At 70.3% G+C, this 15,347-nt stretch carries 20 protein-coding genes; 13 read left to right on the top strand and 7 right to left on the bottom strand.

Annotated features, from left to right (window positions below; translation table 11 throughout):
- The first annotated feature begins 31 nt into the window (after nucleotides 1-31).
- From OG598_RS31450 to OG598_RS31430, 5 genes are all read left to right on the top strand, one after another.
- Nucleotides 32-1,468, top strand: a complete 1,437-nt coding sequence (locus OG598_RS31450) for a TldD/PmbA family protein (protein ID WP_328652221.1) — start codon at nucleotides 32-34, stop codon at nucleotides 1,466-1,468.
- A 58-nt stretch (nucleotides 1,469-1,526) separates the two neighbouring features.
- The gene (locus OG598_RS31445) at nucleotides 1,527-2,924 is read left to right on the top strand and encodes a TldD/PmbA family protein (protein ID WP_328652220.1); all 1,398 of its coding nucleotides are present in this window, start codon (nucleotides 1,527-1,529) and stop codon (nucleotides 2,922-2,924) included.
- Nucleotides 2,925-3,168: 244 nt separating this feature from the next.
- Complete coding sequence (locus OG598_RS31440) at nucleotides 3,169-3,975, top strand: hypothetical protein (protein ID WP_112583731.1); 807 nt, start codon at nucleotides 3,169-3,171, stop codon at nucleotides 3,973-3,975.
- Between the two features lie 12 nt (nucleotides 3,976-3,987).
- Entirely contained in the window at nucleotides 3,988-5,916 is a 1,929-nt protein-coding gene (locus OG598_RS31435; protein WP_210785888.1) for a fumarate reductase/succinate dehydrogenase flavoprotein subunit, read from the top strand.
- Nucleotides 5,913-6,977 carry a succinate dehydrogenase/fumarate reductase iron-sulfur subunit gene (locus OG598_RS31430; protein ID WP_030337510.1) on the top strand — a complete coding sequence of 355 codons (1,065 nt, stop codon included), beginning with the start codon at nucleotides 5,913-5,915 and terminating at the stop codon, nucleotides 6,975-6,977. Before OG598_RS31435 ends, OG598_RS31430 begins: the two co-directional genes overlap by 4 nt.
- Before the next feature lie 180 nt (nucleotides 6,978-7,157).
- Here the strand turns inward: OG598_RS31430 and OG598_RS31425 are convergent, their stop codons facing one another.
- Nucleotides 7,158-7,601 (bottom strand): (deoxy)nucleoside triphosphate pyrophosphohydrolase, encoded by a 444-nt coding sequence (locus tag OG598_RS31425; protein WP_328652219.1) that lies wholly within the window; start codon nucleotides 7,599-7,601, stop codon nucleotides 7,158-7,160.
- Nucleotides 7,602-7,784: 183 nt separating this feature from the next.
- On the opposite strand from OG598_RS31425, the gene OG598_RS31420 reads away from it, so the two are divergent.
- A complete protein-coding gene (locus tag OG598_RS31420) occupies nucleotides 7,785-8,093 on the top strand; it encodes a 4a-hydroxytetrahydrobiopterin dehydratase (protein WP_238680657.1) in 309 nt (102 codons plus the stop codon).
- Here the strand turns inward: OG598_RS31420 and OG598_RS31415 are convergent.
- The gene (locus tag OG598_RS31415; protein WP_328652218.1) at nucleotides 8,080-8,493 is read right to left on the bottom strand and encodes a VOC family protein; all 414 of its coding nucleotides are present in this window, start codon (nucleotides 8,491-8,493) and stop codon (nucleotides 8,080-8,082) included. The two genes, OG598_RS31420 and OG598_RS31415, sit on opposite strands and share 14 nt — an antisense overlap.
- A 5-nt stretch (nucleotides 8,494-8,498) precedes the next feature.
- Nucleotides 8,499-8,852 carry a DUF1801 domain-containing protein gene (locus OG598_RS31410; protein WP_328652217.1) on the bottom strand — a complete coding sequence of 118 codons (354 nt, stop codon included), beginning with the start codon at nucleotides 8,850-8,852 and terminating at the stop codon, nucleotides 8,499-8,501.
- Nucleotides 8,853-8,966: 114 nt separating this feature from the next.
- Between OG598_RS31410 and OG598_RS31405 the strand changes: the two genes are divergently transcribed.
- From OG598_RS31405 to OG598_RS31385, 5 genes are all read left to right on the top strand, one after another.
- Nucleotides 8,967-9,851: a LysR family transcriptional regulator gene (locus OG598_RS31405; RefSeq protein WP_328652216.1), complete on the top strand. Its 885-nt coding sequence runs from the start codon at nucleotides 8,967-8,969 to the stop codon at nucleotides 9,849-9,851.
- Nucleotides 9,848-10,603, top strand: a complete 756-nt coding sequence (locus tag OG598_RS31400; RefSeq protein ID WP_328652215.1) for a class I SAM-dependent methyltransferase — start codon at nucleotides 9,848-9,850, stop codon at nucleotides 10,601-10,603. Before OG598_RS31405 ends, OG598_RS31400 begins: the two co-directional genes overlap by 4 nt.
- A gap of 10 nt (nucleotides 10,604-10,613) precedes the next feature.
- On the top strand, nucleotides 10,614-10,976 hold the full coding sequence (locus OG598_RS31395; protein ID WP_030337500.1) for a PH domain-containing protein: 363 nt from the start codon (nucleotides 10,614-10,616) through the stop codon (nucleotides 10,974-10,976).
- Between the two features lie 223 nt (nucleotides 10,977-11,199).
- Nucleotides 11,200-11,931: a class I SAM-dependent methyltransferase gene (locus OG598_RS31390; protein ID WP_328652214.1), complete on the top strand. Its 732-nt coding sequence runs from the start codon at nucleotides 11,200-11,202 to the stop codon at nucleotides 11,929-11,931.
- A 98-nt stretch (nucleotides 11,932-12,029) separates the two neighbouring features.
- Entirely contained in the window at nucleotides 12,030-12,230 is a 201-nt protein-coding gene (locus OG598_RS31385) for a hypothetical protein (RefSeq protein ID WP_328652213.1), read from the top strand.
- Between the two features lie 142 nt (nucleotides 12,231-12,372).
- Here the strand turns inward: OG598_RS31385 and OG598_RS31380 are convergent, their stop codons facing one another.
- From OG598_RS31380 to OG598_RS31370, 3 genes are read right to left on the bottom strand one after another with little or no spacing between them, the layout of a single operon-like run.
- Nucleotides 12,373-12,816, bottom strand: a complete 444-nt coding sequence (locus OG598_RS31380) for an SRPBCC family protein (protein WP_328652212.1) — start codon at nucleotides 12,814-12,816, stop codon at nucleotides 12,373-12,375.
- Nucleotides 12,817-12,818: 2 nt separating this feature from the next.
- Nucleotides 12,819-13,169 carry an ArsR/SmtB family transcription factor gene (locus OG598_RS31375; protein ID WP_328652211.1) on the bottom strand — a complete coding sequence of 117 codons (351 nt, stop codon included), beginning with the start codon at nucleotides 13,167-13,169 and terminating at the stop codon, nucleotides 12,819-12,821.
- Nucleotides 13,166-13,624 carry an SRPBCC domain-containing protein gene (locus tag OG598_RS31370; RefSeq protein ID WP_328652210.1) on the bottom strand — a complete coding sequence of 153 codons (459 nt, stop codon included), beginning with the start codon at nucleotides 13,622-13,624 and terminating at the stop codon, nucleotides 13,166-13,168. Before OG598_RS31370 ends, OG598_RS31375 begins: the two co-directional genes overlap by 4 nt.
- A gap of 114 nt (nucleotides 13,625-13,738) precedes the next feature.
- Between OG598_RS31370 and OG598_RS31365 the strand changes: the two genes are divergently transcribed.
- Together OG598_RS31365 and OG598_RS31360 are read left to right on the top strand one after the other, a co-directional pair.
- A complete protein-coding gene (locus OG598_RS31365) occupies nucleotides 13,739-14,113 on the top strand; it encodes a VOC family protein (protein WP_328652209.1) in 375 nt (124 codons plus the stop codon).
- 55 nt (nucleotides 14,114-14,168) lie between these two features.
- Complete coding sequence (locus OG598_RS31360; RefSeq protein WP_328652208.1) at nucleotides 14,169-14,975, top strand: hypothetical protein; 807 nt, start codon at nucleotides 14,169-14,171, stop codon at nucleotides 14,973-14,975.
- Here the strand turns inward: OG598_RS31360 and OG598_RS33605 are convergent.
- Entirely contained in the window at nucleotides 14,902-15,297 is a 396-nt protein-coding gene (locus tag OG598_RS33605) for a hypothetical protein (protein WP_442931420.1), read from the bottom strand. The genes OG598_RS31360 and OG598_RS33605 overlap by 74 nt on opposite strands.
- Nucleotides 15,298-15,347: the final 50 nt, after the last annotated feature.

Here is a 15,347-nt window from a genome sequence, read left to right as displayed (position 1 = left end):
GGGTGTCGGTCGGCTGGCCTAGTGTCGGTCCATGACCGAGTTCGACGCGGCCGCCGCCGCCGTCCAGGCCGCCCTCGACGCGGGCGCCCGGTACGCCGACGCCCGGGTGATGCACCGCCGCTACGAGTCGATGACCGCGCGCAACGGTGACGTGGAGGAGCTGACCCAGGACGAGAGCATCGGGCTCGGGGTCCGAGCGTTGGTCGGGGCGAGCTGGGGCTTTCACGCCGTACCCGATCTGTCGGACGCCGCCGCCCGCGACGCCGGCCGGCGCGCGACGCGGACCGCCATGGCGAGCGCGCGGGTGCCGGGCCCTTCGGTCGACCTGGTGCCGGTCCAGGCGGTCACCGCGAGCTGGGCCTCCGGCTGCCAGATCGACCCGCTCGGGGTGCCCCTGTCGGACAAGGGCGATCTGCTGGTCGACGCGACCCGCACGATGGCCGAGCACGGCGCTGACCTGGCCGAAGGCCTGTACCAGATCTGGGATACCGCGAAGTGGTTCGTCTCCAGCGAGGGCCACCGGATCGACCAGCGCATCCGCGAGTGCGGCGGCGGCATCTCGGCCACCTCGATCGGCGACGGCGAGACGCAGCGCCGCTCCTGGCCGAGCTACCGCGGCCAGTACGGCACCACCGGGTGGGAGCTGGTCGAGTCGCTGGATCTGGCCGCGCACGCCGCGCAGATCGCCGAGGAGTCCCGGGCGCTGCTCACCGCACCGCCCTGCCCGGCCGGCGAGACCGATCTGATCCTCGGCGGCGAGCAGTTGGCCCTACAGGTCCACGAGTCGGTCGGGCACGCCATCGAACTGGACCGCATCCTCGGCTGGGAGGCGGCGTTCGCCGGCACGTCCTGGCTGGACCTGGCCCAGCTCGGCTCGCTGCGTTACGGCTCGGAGCTGATGAACATCACCATCGACCCGACCATCCCGGGCGCGCTGGGCAGCTTCGGTTTCGACGACGAGGGCTCCCCGGCGGTCAAGCGGGACGCGGTCCGGGACGGTCGCTGGGTGGGTGTGCTCGCCGGCCGGGATTCCGCCGCCATGGCAAGCCTGGACTACGGCGGCAGCGTACGGGCCGACGGCTGGGCCCGGCTGCCGATGGTGCGGATGACGAACGTCGGCCTGGAACCCGGCCCACACACGCTTGAGGAGATCATCGCGGCCACCGACGACGGCGTGTTGATGGACGTCAACCGGTCCTGGTCGATCGACGACAAGCGGCTCAACTTCCAGTTCGGTTGTGAGGTCGGCTGGGAGATCAAGAAGGGGCGGCGGGGGCGGATGCTGCGCAACCCCACATACACCGGGATCGGCCCGCTGTTCTGGCGCTCGATGGACATGCTCTCCGGCGAGACGGTCTCCTGGGGGACGCCCAACTGCGGCAAGGGCCAACCCGGCCAGATCGGGCACACCGGCCACCCGACCGCGCCGGCCCGGTTCCGCAACGTCCGCGTGGGGGTGTCCGCGTGAGCGCGAGGAGTGAGCCGGTTCTGCGAGCCCCGCAGTCGCGAACGAAAGGTGGCGCAGCGTGACCGAGTTGGAGCTGGCGGGGCAGGTCGTGGAGCTGGTTCGGCGTCTTGGCGGGCCGGCCGCGCAGGCCGAGGCGGTGGTGACGCGGGCGGACCTGGCGCTGACCCGGTTCGCCAACTCGGGCATCCACCAGAACGTCTCGGAGTCCACCGTCGGGGTCCGGCTGCGGGTGCACCTCGACGGTCGGACGGCTGCCGGTGGCGGCAGCGTGGTCACCGCCGACGGGTTGACCGCCCTGGTGGAGCGCACCCTGGCCGCGGCGCGGCTCTGCCCGCCCGACCCGGGTTGGCCGGGGCTGACCCCGCCCATGCCCACGCCGGACGCCCCGCCCGTCGACGAGGCCACCGCGCACGCCGAGCCGGATCAGCGGGCCGATCGGGTGGGGGCGTTCGTGGCCGCCGCCGGGGGCCTCAGCACCGCCGGTTACTGCCGCACCGCGCACCGCTCGTCGGCGTTCGCCAACTCGGCCGGGCACTCGGCGTACGGGCGCTCGGTGGAGGCGGCGATGGACGGCATCGCCCGCCGCGATGGCGCGGACGGGGTGGCCCGGCGCAGCGCCGACCGGCTGTCCGACCTCGACGGCGCCGAGTTGGGCGCGCAGGCGGCCGCCAAGGCGCAGGCGGCGGCCGACCCGGTCGAGCTGCCGCCGGGGCACTACGAAGTGGTGTTCGAGCCGGCCGCCGTGGCGGATCTCCTGCAGAACCTGTCCTTCTACGGCTTCAACGGCAAGCGGTACGCCGAGCGGCAGTCGTTCGCCGAGCCGGGCGTCGCCCAGTTCGACCGGGCGGTGACAGTGGTGGACGACCCGCTGGGCGGGTCCGGGTTGCCGTTCGACGCGGAGGGCACCGGCCGAGGGGCGCTGACGCTGGTGGAGGCGGGCACCACCCGGGCGGTGGCGCACGATCGCCGGACCGCCGCCGAGGCGGGCGCGGAGTCCACCGGGCACGCGGTCGCGGGCGGTGCCACCTGGGGCCCGATGCCGCGCAACCTGCGGCTGACCGGCGCGGCGGCGGGCCCGGCCAGCGCGGTGGGCCGGAGCACCACCGGCGCGGCGGCCGGGGCGGTCGTCGACGCGGACACCGCCGCGTTGGTGGCCGGCGTACGCCGAGGACTGCTGGTCACCGACCTCTGGTACACCCGGGTGCTCGACCCGAAGAGCCTCGTCGTCACCGGGTTGACCCGCAACGGCGTCTGGCTGATCGAGGACGGCACTGTCGTCCGGGCGGTCCGTGACCTGCGGTTCACCGAGTCGTACCCGCGGGCGCTCGGGCCGGGGGCGGTGCTCGGGCTGGGGGCCCGGGCGGTGCGCCAACCGGACCGGGTGGACGGTGCCTGGTGGGCGGCGCCGTCGCTGCGGCTCGCGTCCTGGCACTTCACCGGAGGGGCTTCCGGCTGAATTCTCGATAGCGCCCGCCAAACCGGCGCGTCGAGGGCTTTTCCGCAGGCCAGACACACGGGACACTCCCTTGCGCGGACGGCTCGCAGAGATCGGCGTAACGTGTGTCACTTAGCTGCGTCGGTCGATCCGGCGTGGTCGTTGGTGTGCGCATGACGTGGCAGCGGGTGCGGGTTCGCCGGTCCGCGTGCCGACCGGAGAGAGACCAGCCCGCCCGTACGGGCCCGTCGAGGAGACGACTCGAATGACTTCAACGGCAACGAGGCCGAGGGGGGCGCGGGCGCGCGCCGCCATCGCGGCGAAGACGTTGCGTACCGACCGATGGTGGTTCGCCCCGCTGATCACCGTGATCGGGCTCAGCGCCTGGGTCGCGTACGCGACGGTCCGGGTCTTCATGCACAAGTGGTACTGGGTGGACCAGTTCCACTACCTGACCCCGTTCTACTCCCCGTGCGTGACCGACCGGTGTGTCGAGGAAGCCTCGCACTTCGGCCGGTTCCTGCCCGGCTGGTGGATCATCCCGGACGCCGCGCTGACCCTGCCGTTCCTGCTGCTGTTCCGGCTCACCTGCTACTACTACCGCAAGGCGTACTACCGGTCGTTCTGGCTGTCGCCGCCGGCCTGCGCGGTGCCGGACGGGCACAAGGAGTACGGCGGTGAGACCCGTTTCCCGCTGCTCGGGCAGAACCTGCACCGCTACTTCTTCTACGCCGCCGCGATCATCTCGCTGATCAACACCTGGGACGCGATCCTCGCCTTCCACTCGCCGAAGGGCTTCGGCTTCGGGCTGGGCAACATCATCCTGCTGCTCAACGTGGTGATGCTCTGGGCGTACACGATTTCCTGCCACTCCTGCCGGCACATCATCGGCGGCCGGCTCAAGCACTTCTCCAAGCACCCGGTGCGGTACAAGGCCTGGACCTTCGTCTCGGCGTTGAATGTCCGGCACATGCAGCTCGCCTGGATCACCCTCGGCACCCTGGCGCTGGCCGACTTCTACATCATGGCGCTCGCGGCCGGCTGGTTCTCCGACCTGCGGTTCATCAACTAAAGGGCCCCTGACATGACCACAACCACTCGCATCGAACGACACCACTACGACGTCGTCGTCATCGGGGCCGGCGGCGCCGGTCTGCGCGCGGCGATCGAGGCCCGGCTGGCCGGCAAGAAGACCGCGATCATCTCCAAGTCGCTGTTCGGCAAGGCGCACACGGTGATGGCCGAGGGCGGCGCGGCCGCCGCGATGGGCAATGTGAACAGCCGGGATAACTGGCAGGTGCACTTCCGGGACACCATGCGCGGCGGCAAGTTCCTCAACAACTTCCGGATGGCCGAGCTGCACGCGAAGGAGTCGCCGCAGCGGATCTGGGAGCTGGAGACGTACGGTGCGCTCTTCGACCGCACCAAGGACGGCAAGATCTCGCAGCGCAACTTCGGTGGCCACGAGTACCCGCGCCTGGCGCACGTGGGCGACCGGACCGGCCTGGAGCTGATCCGCACCCTCCAGCAGAAGATCGTCTCGCTCCAGCAGGAGGACCAGCGGGAGTTCGGCTCGTACGACGCCCGGATCAGGGTGTTCTCCGAGACGACAATCACCGAGCTGCTGCTCGACGGTGACCGGGTGGCCGGCGCGTTCGGCTACTACCGCGAGTCGGGCGAGTTCATCCTCTTCGAGGCGCCGGCGGTCGTGCTGGCCACCGGCGGCGTCGGGCGCTCCTACAAGGTCACCTCGAACTCCTGGGAGTACACCGGGGACGGGCACGCGCTGGCGCTGCGGGCCGGGGCGACGCTGATCAACATGGAGTTCCTCCAGTTCCACCCGACCGGCATGGTCTGGCCGCCCTCGGTGAAGGGCATCCTGGTCACCGAGTCGGTGCGTGGTGACGGCGGCGTCCTGAAGAACTCCGACGGCAAGCGGTTCATGTTCGACTACGTCCCCGACGTCTTCCGCAAGCAGTACGCGGAGACCGAGGAGGAGGCGGACCGCTGGTACACCGACCCGGACAACAACCGACGTCCGCCGGAGCTGCTGCCCCGCGACGAGGTGGCCCGCGCCATCAACAGCGAGGTCAAGGCCGGCCGGGGCTCCCCCGCCGGTGGCGTCTTCCTGGACATCGCGAGCCGACGTTCGGCCGACGAGATCCGCCGCCGGCTGCCGTCGATGTACCACCAGTTCAAGGAGCTGGCGGACGTCGACATCACGGCCGAGCCGATGGAGGTCGGCCCGACCTGTCACTACGTGATGGGCGGCGTCGAGGTGGACCCGGATTCGGGTGCCGCCTTCGGCCACGTACGCGGGCTGTTCGCCGCCGGTGAGGTTTCCGGTGGCATGCACGGCTCCAACCGACTCGGTGGCAACTCCCTGTCCGACCTGCTGGTCTTCGGCAAGCGGGCGGGCGGGCACGCGGCCAGCTACGCCGACGGGCTGACCGCCCGGCCGAAGGTGGCAGTGGACGAGGTCGAGGCGGCCGTGGAGACCGCCCTCGCGCCGCTGCAACGGGACACCGGTGAGAACCCGTACACCCTTCAGCAGGACCTCCAGGCGGTCATGGGTGACCTGGTGGGCATCATCCGCCGGGAGGGTGAGCTGGCCGACGCGCTGGTCCGGCTCGCCGAGCTGCGTGAGCGGGTGGCCAAGGTGAGCGCGGCCGGCGGCCGACGCTACAACCCGGGCTGGCACCTGGCCCTGGACCTGCGCAACATGCTGGTGGTCTCGGAGTGCACAGCGAAGGCGGCGCTGGAGCGGCAGGAGTCGCGCGGCGGGCACACCCGGGAGGACTACCCGGCGATGGAGCCGAAGTGGCGGCAGGTCAACCTGGTCTGCGCACTGGACGGCGACACGGTGCAGCTGACCCGCAAGCCGCTGCCGAAGATGCGGCCGGAGCTGATCGGCCTCTTCGACCGGGCCGAGCTGGCCAAGTACCTCACCGACGAGGAGATCGCCGACTTCGACGCCCTCGTTGCCGACGCTGGAGAGGCGGACAACCGATGAGCGCGAAGCGTCAGTTCCGGATCTGGCGGGGCGACGAGAGCGGCGGTGACCTCCAGGACTACATGGTGGAGGTGAACGAGGGCGAGGTCGTCCTCGACGTCATCCACCGTTTGCAAGCCACCGACGCGCCGGACCTGGCCTGTCGGTGGAACTGCAAGGCCGGCAAGTGCGGCTCCTGCTCCATGGAGATCAACGGCAAGCCGCGGTTGGGCTGCATGACGCGGATGTCGACCTTCGGCGACGACGAGACCGTCACTGTCACCCCGCTGCGCACCTTCCCGGTCATCCGGGACCTGGTCACCGACGTCTCGTTCAACTACGAGAAGGCACGGGAGACCCCGGCGTTCGCCCCTCCGGCGGACGTGGCCCCGGGTGACTACCGGATGCAGCAGGTCGACGTGGAGCGCTCGCAGGAGTTCCGCAAGTGCATCGAGTGCTTCCTGTGCCAGACGGTCTGCCACGTGATCCGCGATCACGAGGAGAACAAGCAGGCGTTCTCCGGTCCGCGGTACTTCATCCGGGCGGCCGAGCTGGACATGCACCCGCTGGACGCCCGGACCGACCGCAAGGAGTACGCGCAGGCCGAACAGGGCCTCGGCTTCTGCAACATCACCAAGTGCTGCACCGAGGTCTGCCCCGAGCACATCAAGATCACTGACAACGGGATCATCCCCATGAAGGAACGGGTCGTCGACCGCAGGTACGATCCCCTTGTGTGGCTTGGTAGCAAGATCTTCCGTCGGGGCGAGACGCCCCAGACCAGCGTGACCACCGCCCGTCAGGGCTCGGCGACGCCGGGCTCCGCCCGGGGTGGGGTGCACTCGCACGCGGGTGGCTCCCACGATTCGCGGGCTGAGGCGCAGGCGCAGAGCGGCGTCAACTGGCACCGGGAGGTGCCCCACCCGACCGCTCCGGCGGTCGACGACCGGGGCAAGCTGCCGCTGACCGAGCTCACCTTCGACCGGGCCGCCGCGCCGTCGCCGTTCGGCGACGACGTGACCTTCCCGCTGCCTCCGGAGCACCTCAACTTCGCTCACCCGGAGCAGGACAACAAGCACTAACCACCCGAACAACAACGGGGGCCGTGGCTACAGCCACGGCCCCCGTCCCACGTCCCACCCCACCCCCATCACCCCGGTGATCAAGAGGTTCCGGTCACGATCACGCCTGCAGATGACCGAAACCTCTTGATCACCCGGGCGTAGGGAGGCCCGCGGTCGGGGCCCGGAGGCGTAGATGGGTTACGGGGTTGGGGTTAGGAGGGGGCGGAGGGCGGCCACGATGGGGGCGTCGGCGGGGAGCCAGGTGACCGAGTCCAGTTCGTCGGCGGTGAGCCAGCGGAGCGCCTCGTGCTCCAGCGCCTGGGGCTGGTCGCCGCCGAGCAGGCGGGCCGCGTACACCTTGAGCACCGACCGGCCGTGCGCCATCCGTACGTTGCGGCCGACCCGGTCGCCGATCTCGACGCGTACGGCCAACTCCTCGGCGCACTCACGGATCAACGCGTCGGTTTCGGCCTCCCCCGGCTCGACCTTTCCGCCCGGAAACTCCCACATGCCCGCTACCTCGGGTGGGGCGGAACGCGCACAGGCGAGCACCCGCCCGTCCCGGATGATCGCCGCACCGACGATCACCTTCAGGTCCCGTCGTTCGGCCTGCCCGCCATCATTCGCCCGTTCGGTCCGCACGGGCGTCCAGGGTGCCAGATCAATCGGCGGTTTGGGTACCGTAGCCGTCCGCTAGGCCAACAAGACACGGAAGTGTGGGCGTGGACACCCCCTCCGAGCAGCGAGAGACTAGGAGACACCGACAAGACACGGGATGGCGACGATTTGGCCACAAGCCGGCAACGGCGCTTGGGGGGTGCGGTGATGCGCGTGCTGTTCAACAGCAGGGCCAAGCACGACTACCTTTCCGACGCGTTGACCTTGCTATCTGGTTGGACGCGCGAGGGCGAGCAGATCCGACGGACGCTCGTGATCGACGATACCCAACACGCCGCACTAACTGAACGGGTCAAGGTCGTCGCGGATGCGCTGCATCTGCGGCCCGAGATCAGCCGCCGGGCCGACAGCACCCAGATCCGGGTGGGGCACGGCAGCGGCGACCCGCTGACCGAGGGCGAGGTGCTGTTGGCCGCCCGCATCGAGGACGCCTACCGGGCGGTCACCGAGGCCTGACGACCGTCTCCGGACCCGCTCCGGCGTCCTGCGGGTACCAGCGCAGCTCCACCGAGTTGCCGTCCGGGTCCCGCACGTAGATCGAGGTCGCCGAGCCGCGGGCCCCGAACCGGCTGACCGGCCCGGTCAGCACCGTGAAGACCCCCGACTCGATCACCTGTGTCCAGTCCAGTGGTGCCACCACCAGGCAGAAGTGGTCCACGTTCGCGCCCTGCGGCTCACCGCGGACGAGGTCGATGATGCTGTCGGGGCTGATCCGCACCGACGGGAACGGGACGGTGCCCGCGCGCCACTCGTCGACCCGTACCGGTGCCAGCCCGAGCCGGCCGCAGTAGAAGTCCAGGGACCGTTCCACGTCGGCGACGGTCAGCACCAGGTGATCGAAACCGGTTACCCGCACCGCGCTCACGCCTCCTCCAGGTGGGCCGCCGCGCGCAGCCAGTCGCTGAACAGGGGTGGGTCGACGTCGGCGATCTCGCGCAGCTTCACCGCCGCCATCGCCCGCGCGCCGGGGATCAGCCGCCCCGACGGGTCGACGATCTCCTGCCCGCGCCACAGCCCGAAGGTGACGTACGACCCGTACGCCTTGATCAGGCAGACCGGGTGCTGGCCGGGCCGGTCGCCCAGGCTCCAGACCGGGTGCCCGTGCCACATCGCGCCGGTCGCCCTGGGCAGGGCCTCCGCGATGATCGGTGTCAGCTTCTCGCCGATCTCGCGCTGTGGGCCGGCCAGGCCGGCCAGGTAGTCGTCAATGCTCACGTCAGAGCCTTTCGCTCGATGTTCCCTGCCGCGTTCACGATCCCCGGACGAGGGACGCCGACCAAGCCCCGATGCCGCTACGATCGTTGCCCACAGGTCAACGATGGGAACAGCGTGCTGGAGCGGTACGAGGTCGAGACGTTCCTGACCCTCGCGGACGAGCTGCACTTCGGCCGGACCGCCGAGCGGTTGACAGTCAGCACCGGCCGGGTCAGCCACATCGTGAAGAAGCTGGAGCGCCGGATCGGCGCACCGCTGTTCGCCCGCACTAGTCGGGTCGTCCGGCTCACCCCGATCGGCCGGCAGCTCGCGGACGAGCTGGCTCCGCTGGTCGCCGGGATGGACGAGGCCGTCGACCGCGCGACCGACGCCGCCCGGGGCGTGACCGGGACGCTGCGGGTGGCGTTCCTCGGCGAGTGGACCGCGCCGGTGCTGCTCCGGGCGGTGGCCCTGTTCGGTGAACGGCACCCCGACTGTCGGGTGGAGGTGCACGAGGCGCAGTTGTCCACCACCCGCTCCGGGCTGCTCGACGGCTCGACCGACGTGTTGATCGCCTCGTACCCGTTCGACGGAATGGCGACCGGCCCGGCGCTGCTCTCCGAGGCCCGGGTGCTGGCGGTGGCCGCCGGTCACCCGCTCACCCGGGAACGGTCGGTGTCGTTGGAGGTGCTCGCCGACCATCCGGTGGTGCAGTACCCGACGGTGACCTCGGTGGAGTTCAAGCGGGACCGCACCCCGGAGCGCACCCCGTCCGGCCGGCCGGTGCCGAAGGGGCCCGCCGGGAACACCTTCTCCGAGATGCTGTCAGTGGTCGCGCTGGGCCGGGGAGTCCTGCCGGTGGGCGAGCACACGCGGCGCTACTACCCGCGCCCCGACGTGGCTTACGTGCCCATCCACGACGCGCCACCGATCGAACGAGGGCCGGTCTGGCTGCCCAGCAACACCACCGCCCGGGTACGCGAGTTCGTCAGCGCCGCTACCGACGCGAACCCCCGATGAGGCACGCCGAGTTCCGCCACCACCGGCTGGTCCAGGTGTACGACGCGGAGTGCCGGTGGGGGCCGGACGACGACTTCTTCCGGGCGGTGGTCGACGAGACCCCGGCCGCCCGGGTGCTCGACCTCGGCTGCGGCACCGGCCGGCTGACGGTTGCCCTCGCCGCCGCCGGGCACACCGTCACCGGTGTGGACCCGGCCGGCGCGTCAGTGGCCGCCGCCCGTGCCAAACCGGGTGGTGAGTGGGTGACCTGGCTCGAGGGCACCTCGGCGCTGCTGCCGGAGCGGGCGTTCGACGTGGCGGTGCTGGCCAGCCACGTCGCGCAGTTCTTCGTGGACGATGCGGAGTGGGCGCGTACCCTCGCCGACCTGGCCCGGACGCTCGTGCCCGGCGGCCGGCTGGTGTTCGACGCCCGCGACCCGGCGGACCGTCGCTGGGAGCGGTGGAACCCGGTGGATTCGTACCGGCTGGTCGCGCTGCCCGACGGCGGCGAGGTCCGCGCGTGGACCGAGGTCACCGGGGTACGCGACGCAGTGGTCGACTTCACCCACCACTACCACTTCGACGACGGGGAGGAACTCCTCAGCTCGGCGAGCCTGCGCTTCCGCACCGAGGTCGAGCTGCGCACCTCTCTGACCAGGGCGGGCTTCATTGTGGACCGTGTTCACGGGGGCTGGCGCGGCGAGCCCGTCGGCCACGGCGACGGCGAGTTCGTGGTCGTCGCCCGGGTGGGCACGCTGGCGCCGGTTTTCTAGCCTGGAACACATGGCGAACATCGCGTACGACCGCAAAGAGCAGGTCCAGCAGATCGAGAGTGGCCTCCTCGAAGGCGAGCAGATCATCGCCGTCTACGACGCCGTCGGCACCGGCACCGGGTTCATCGGGCTGACCGACCGCCGCGTGATCATCCAGGACCGGTCCTTCGTCGGAAAGCGGTTCGCGATCACCAGCATCCCGTACTCGAAGATCACCAGCGTGAGCGTGGTCAGCAACAAGTCGTGGGGTGGTTCGTTCTTCTCCACCGGCGCCATCGCCATCCACGTCGGCACGCACACGTACGAGGTGGAGTTCCGTGGCGCGCAGAAGAGCCACCACGTGCACAACGTGATCCTGCACCACATCTCCTGACGGCACGTCCCGTCGTGGGCCCGGCTGGCGTAATTGCCTTGCCGGGCCCGCGGCGTCTCTGGTGTCCTCGGTCGACAGCCACGCGAAGGGAGCAGCCACCATGCCCGACACGACGAAGTCCCCCGAACCAACCGTTCTCCGACCCGAGGAATCGAGACTTCGTGAGCAGGACTGTTCCCCCGGCGCTGCTGGGCGCCACTGACCCCAACCCCGGAGGCCGCTGATGTCGGTCTTCGACGATCCCGGCCTCTTCGGCCGGCTCTGGGCCGCCGACTACGACGGCCCAGGCAACCCCGACCCCGCGCCAGCGGTGGACTTCCTGGCCGACCTGGCCGACGGGGGTCCGGTTCTCGAACTGGCGATCGGCACCGGCCGGGTCGCGCTGCCGCTGGCCGAACGTGGCCTCGCCGTGCACGGCGTCGAGGCGTCCGAGGAGATGCTCGCGCAGCTGCGGGCGAAACCCGGCGGCGACCAGATCCCGGTGGTCGTAGCCGACATGGCCGACGTGCCGGTGGCCGGTGAGTTCCGGCTCGCGTACCTGGTCTTCAACACCCTGTTCAACCTGGTGGATGCCGAGCGGCAGGCGGACTGCTTCCGCAACGTCGCCCGGGTGCTGTCGCCCGGCGGCGCGTTCGTCATCGAGACGTTCGTGCCCGACCCGCGCAGCTTCGACTCGGACGAGCAGGTGCAGGTACGTGCCGTGACCGAGGACTCCGCGACGATCCGACTGCACCGGTACGACAGGCCGGCGCAGCGGTTCATCCGGCAGACGATCACGTTCGACGCGGACGGTGTGCACCTGAAGCCGTTCGCCATGCGCTACGCCTGGCCGCACCAGATCGACGAGATGGCGCAGCAGGCCGGGCTCCGGCTCACCGAGCGGTACGCCGACTGGCACCGACGACCGTTCCAGGCCGACAGCCCGTCGCACATCTCCGTCTACCGGGCGGAGTAGCGGTTTGATCGGCTCGGGTTCCGGAAAGTCGAGATGTCATCACCGCGACTGCAAGGAACCCGAGTCGATCTTCCGCCGACCGAATGTGGGGTGCCGCCATGAGCAGACGAGCCGTCCAGGTGGTCCTGGCCCTGTCGGTCGTCCTGATGGTCACCGGCATCATCCTCAAGGTGACCGGGGACGGCGGGGTCGACACGGCCGGCACGGTGGCGGTGTCGCTCGCCTCGGTGGGTTCGATTGTGGCGAGCATCGGCTCGTCCTCCCGCGCTGCCCGCGGAAACGACGGCCCGGAGCGGTAAGTCCGGCCCTCGGGCCGTCCGACCTGACGGACAGGCAAGGCCTGATCGACCCGGGTTCCTTGAACCGGGGGTGCCGAGATGCCCTTGATCCCCCGATTTCAGGGAACCCGAGTCGACCTCCGTCTCTCGGTGGGCACCGAGGTCAGTGCCCGTCGCTGATCTGGACGTCGTCCGGCGCCGGCCGGCCGCGCCCCGTCTCGACCAGCTCCTTGAGGCTCATCAGGAAGATCGCCCACTTGGTGCTGCACTCGTGCATGAGGTCGGTCGGCTGGCGCCAGGCCGAGTGCGTGAAGTCGACGATCGTGTACCGACCTCGCTGGCCGAGCCGCCAGTCGATCTCGGTGCCGATCCACTCCTCGGGGCCACCGACGACCCGCCACCGCACCCGGCCAGCCGGGTCCAGCTCAAGGATCTCCAGGTCGAACCCGCCCTCGTCACCGAAGTGGACGGCCAGCGACCCACCGACCTCGCTCTTGCCGGTCGTGTCGACCGACCACCAGCCGGCGACGCCCTCGGGGGTTGCCAGCGCACGGTAGACGTCGGCGAGTGGAGCGACGACGCCGACCTGGTGCAGGATGTCGACCATTTTCAGCCTCCCTTGTTGTTGGTGCGGTGGCGTTCGATCGTCTCGGCGATGCGCTTGATCCGACGGAGGCGGGCGTCCCAGGTGGAGCCGACCGCCGACAACTGGGCGACCGCGCGGGCGAGTTGCGCCTCGTCCACCTGGTAGTGACGCTCGCGACCGGCCGGCTCGGCGTGGATCAGCCCAACCCGGTCGAGGACCGCCAGGTGCTTCGAGACGGCCTGGCGGGTGACGGGTAGCTGTCTGCTCAACGAGGTGGCAGTGCCCGGCCCGTCGGCGAGAAGAAGGTCGATCATGGTACGCCGGATCGGGTCGCCGATCGCCGACCACAGCTCGTCGTCGACCGCCGTGTTCACGGGGTCGCGACCAGCCGCGCGACGTACTCGCCCAGCCGGGGCATGTAGTGGTCCCAGCCGTTCTCGTGGTCGCGGTACTGCTCTTCCAGGACAGCGACCTCCCAACCCAGCTCGCGGAACCCGGTCTCGGTCATCCGGATCAGCGTCCCGGCGCCGCTGGGCACCAGGTCGAAGGTGACGAAGAGCGCCTGCCCGCTCCGGTCCGGCTCGGTGAAGCACCACCGGAAGGAGAACCGCTTCGGCGGGTCGACCTCGACGACGGCGAGCGCGACGGTCTTCGTCTCGCCGGTGTCGGCGTCGCGCCACACCAGCTCGCCGGGCGCGCCGGCGACGGACTCGAACCGCGCGTCGTCGGGCCACCACTCCCGGATGTGCTCGGGTTGGCTGACCACCTCGAAGACGACCTCGGGGGACGCGTTGACGTGGATGTCTCGTTCGATCGTTCCCTGTTCCATGCCCACAACCTTTCGCAACCTTTGGTTGCACTAAACCTATGACAGCCCGCGTCCATCGCGCAACCTTTCGTTGCACTTCGCGGTTTCGTCGTACCCGGGGTGCACGATCGGCGCATGTCTGAGCCATCGCCGCACCGACACCACTCCATCGACTACGTCGAGCTGACGGTGACCGACCTCGCCGTGGCCAAGCGCTTCTACACCGACGCGTTCGGTTGGCAGTTCAACGACTACGGGCCGGAGTACGCCGGCATCCGCAGCCCACACGGCGACGCCGCGCCCGAGGTCGGCGGTCTCCGCATGGACCAGGAGGTTCGGGCGGGCGGCCCGCTCGTGCTGCTCTACTCCAGCGACCTGGACCGATCCGTGCAGGCCGTCAAGGAGGCCGGCGGCCAGGTGGTGAACGGGCCCTACGAGTTCCCCGGTGGCCGGCGGTTCCACTTCACCGACCCCAGCGGCAACGAGCTGGGCGCCTGGGCCGAGCAGTAGGACGCCGAGGTCGGGCGGGGCTGATCGTCGTCGCCAACTCCGGCAGAGTGTCCCCATGGCCGGAAGAGGACTGGACGCCGAGGGATGGATTGCGCGTGAGGGTGCGCTGAGCCGGGTCCCGGCGGCCTTCGCCGGTGTTGTCGACACGGCACGCGCTCGGATAGCCGAGTCGTTCGACGGTGGACTGCTGCACAGCGCCTACATCTACGGCAGCATCCCGCGTGGCACCCCCACCCTCGGCCTCTCCGATCTCGACCTGCTCCTCGCCCTGCGCACCGAACCAACCGAGGCCGACCGGGCGGCAGCCACCAGGATCGAGCAGGACCTCGACCGGTCCTTTCCGCAGATCGACGGCGTGGGCATCCTGCTGTTCAGTGCACGTACGCTGCTCAGCGAGCTTGAGCGGCACGACCTCGGCTTCTTCGTCGCCTGCCTGTGCACTCCGCTGCTGGGTGACGACCTCGCCGACCAGCTCCCCCGCTACCTGCCCACTCCCCTGCTCGCCCGCGAGACGAACGGTGACCTGTCCCTTGCGCTTCCGGATTGGCGCCGTCAGGCAGCCGAAGCGACCACCGACCAGCAGCGTAAGGCCCTCAGCCGGCTCGTCGCTCGTCGCATCGTCAGGACGGGATTCACGCTGATCATGCCTCGGTGGGGAGGCTGGACGAGCGACCTCACCGAGTCCGCTGAGGCGTTCGGGCTCCACTATCCACAACGCGCCCTGCAGATGCGGAGAGCTGCCGTTATCGGCCGCACGCCCTCGCCAGCTCCGAATGTGCTCCGCGAGCTCATCGACGATCTCGGGCCCTGGCTCGCCGCTGAGTACGCGACCGTCCATGGCGAGAAGGCCGGCCGTCCCTGACCTGTCGGAGGTCCTCGCCAGTCAGGACGGGACAGCCGAACATGTCAGTGAGGACGGCCCGCTGGTGGTCGGTCAGCGGGTTCGCGAAGACCACGACGCCGGCCCCGCGCTGCCGGCAGGCATCGGCGACTTCGCGGGCCCTACCGGGGCTGAGCAACGTCCGTCGCGAGAACGGGTCGCCCATCTTGTCCGCGCCGCCCGAGGAGACTCCCCGCCGTTGCACGTGCCGGCCCACGACCTGGCCACCGTGGGCTTCCACCAGGCTGGCGAGCAGATCGAGCTTGTTTTCGGACTCCTTGTCCTTCGCCGAGAACAGGCCCACCAACACCACCTCGGCGCCCGCCAGCACAGCTTTCAACGCCCCGGGTCGCC

The sequence above is a fragment of the Micromonospora sp. NBC_00330 genome (assembly GCF_036136635.1).
Lineage (GTDB): Bacteria > Actinomycetota > Actinomycetes > Mycobacteriales > Micromonosporaceae > Micromonospora > Micromonospora salmantinae.
This window is presented reverse-complemented; position numbering and strand designations above follow the sequence as displayed.

Coding starts and splice junctions, on each gene's coding strand:
- OG598_RS31450 (WP_328652221.1), top strand. CDS start 32: ATGACCGAGTTCGACGCGGCCGCCGCCGCCGTCCAGGCCGCCCTCGAC.
- OG598_RS31440 (WP_112583731.1), top strand. CDS start 3,169: ATGACTTCAACGGCAACGAGGCCGAGGGGGGCGCGGGCGCGCGCCGCC.
- OG598_RS31435 (WP_210785888.1), top strand. CDS start 3,988: ATGACCACAACCACTCGCATCGAACGACACCACTACGACGTCGTCGTC.
- OG598_RS31430 (WP_030337510.1), top strand. CDS start 5,913: ATGAGCGCGAAGCGTCAGTTCCGGATCTGGCGGGGCGACGAGAGCGGC.
- OG598_RS31420 (WP_238680657.1), top strand. CDS start 7,785: ATGCGCGTGCTGTTCAACAGCAGGGCCAAGCACGACTACCTTTCCGAC.
- OG598_RS31400 (WP_328652215.1), top strand. CDS start 9,848: ATGAGGCACGCCGAGTTCCGCCACCACCGGCTGGTCCAGGTGTACGAC.
- OG598_RS31395 (WP_030337500.1), top strand. CDS start 10,614: ATGGCGAACATCGCGTACGACCGCAAAGAGCAGGTCCAGCAGATCGAG.
- OG598_RS31390 (WP_328652214.1), top strand. CDS start 11,200: ATGTCGGTCTTCGACGATCCCGGCCTCTTCGGCCGGCTCTGGGCCGCC.
- OG598_RS31385 (WP_328652213.1), top strand. CDS start 12,030: ATGAGCAGACGAGCCGTCCAGGTGGTCCTGGCCCTGTCGGTCGTCCTG.
- OG598_RS31380 (WP_328652212.1), bottom strand. CDS start 12,816: ATGGTCGACATCCTGCACCAGGTCGGCGTCGTCGCTCCACTCGCCGAC.
- OG598_RS31370 (WP_328652210.1), bottom strand. CDS start 13,624: ATGGAACAGGGAACGATCGAACGAGACATCCACGTCAACGCGTCCCCC.
- OG598_RS31365 (WP_328652209.1), top strand. CDS start 13,739: ATGTCTGAGCCATCGCCGCACCGACACCACTCCATCGACTACGTCGAG.
- OG598_RS31360 (WP_328652208.1), top strand. CDS start 14,169: ATGGCCGGAAGAGGACTGGACGCCGAGGGATGGATTGCGCGTGAGGGT.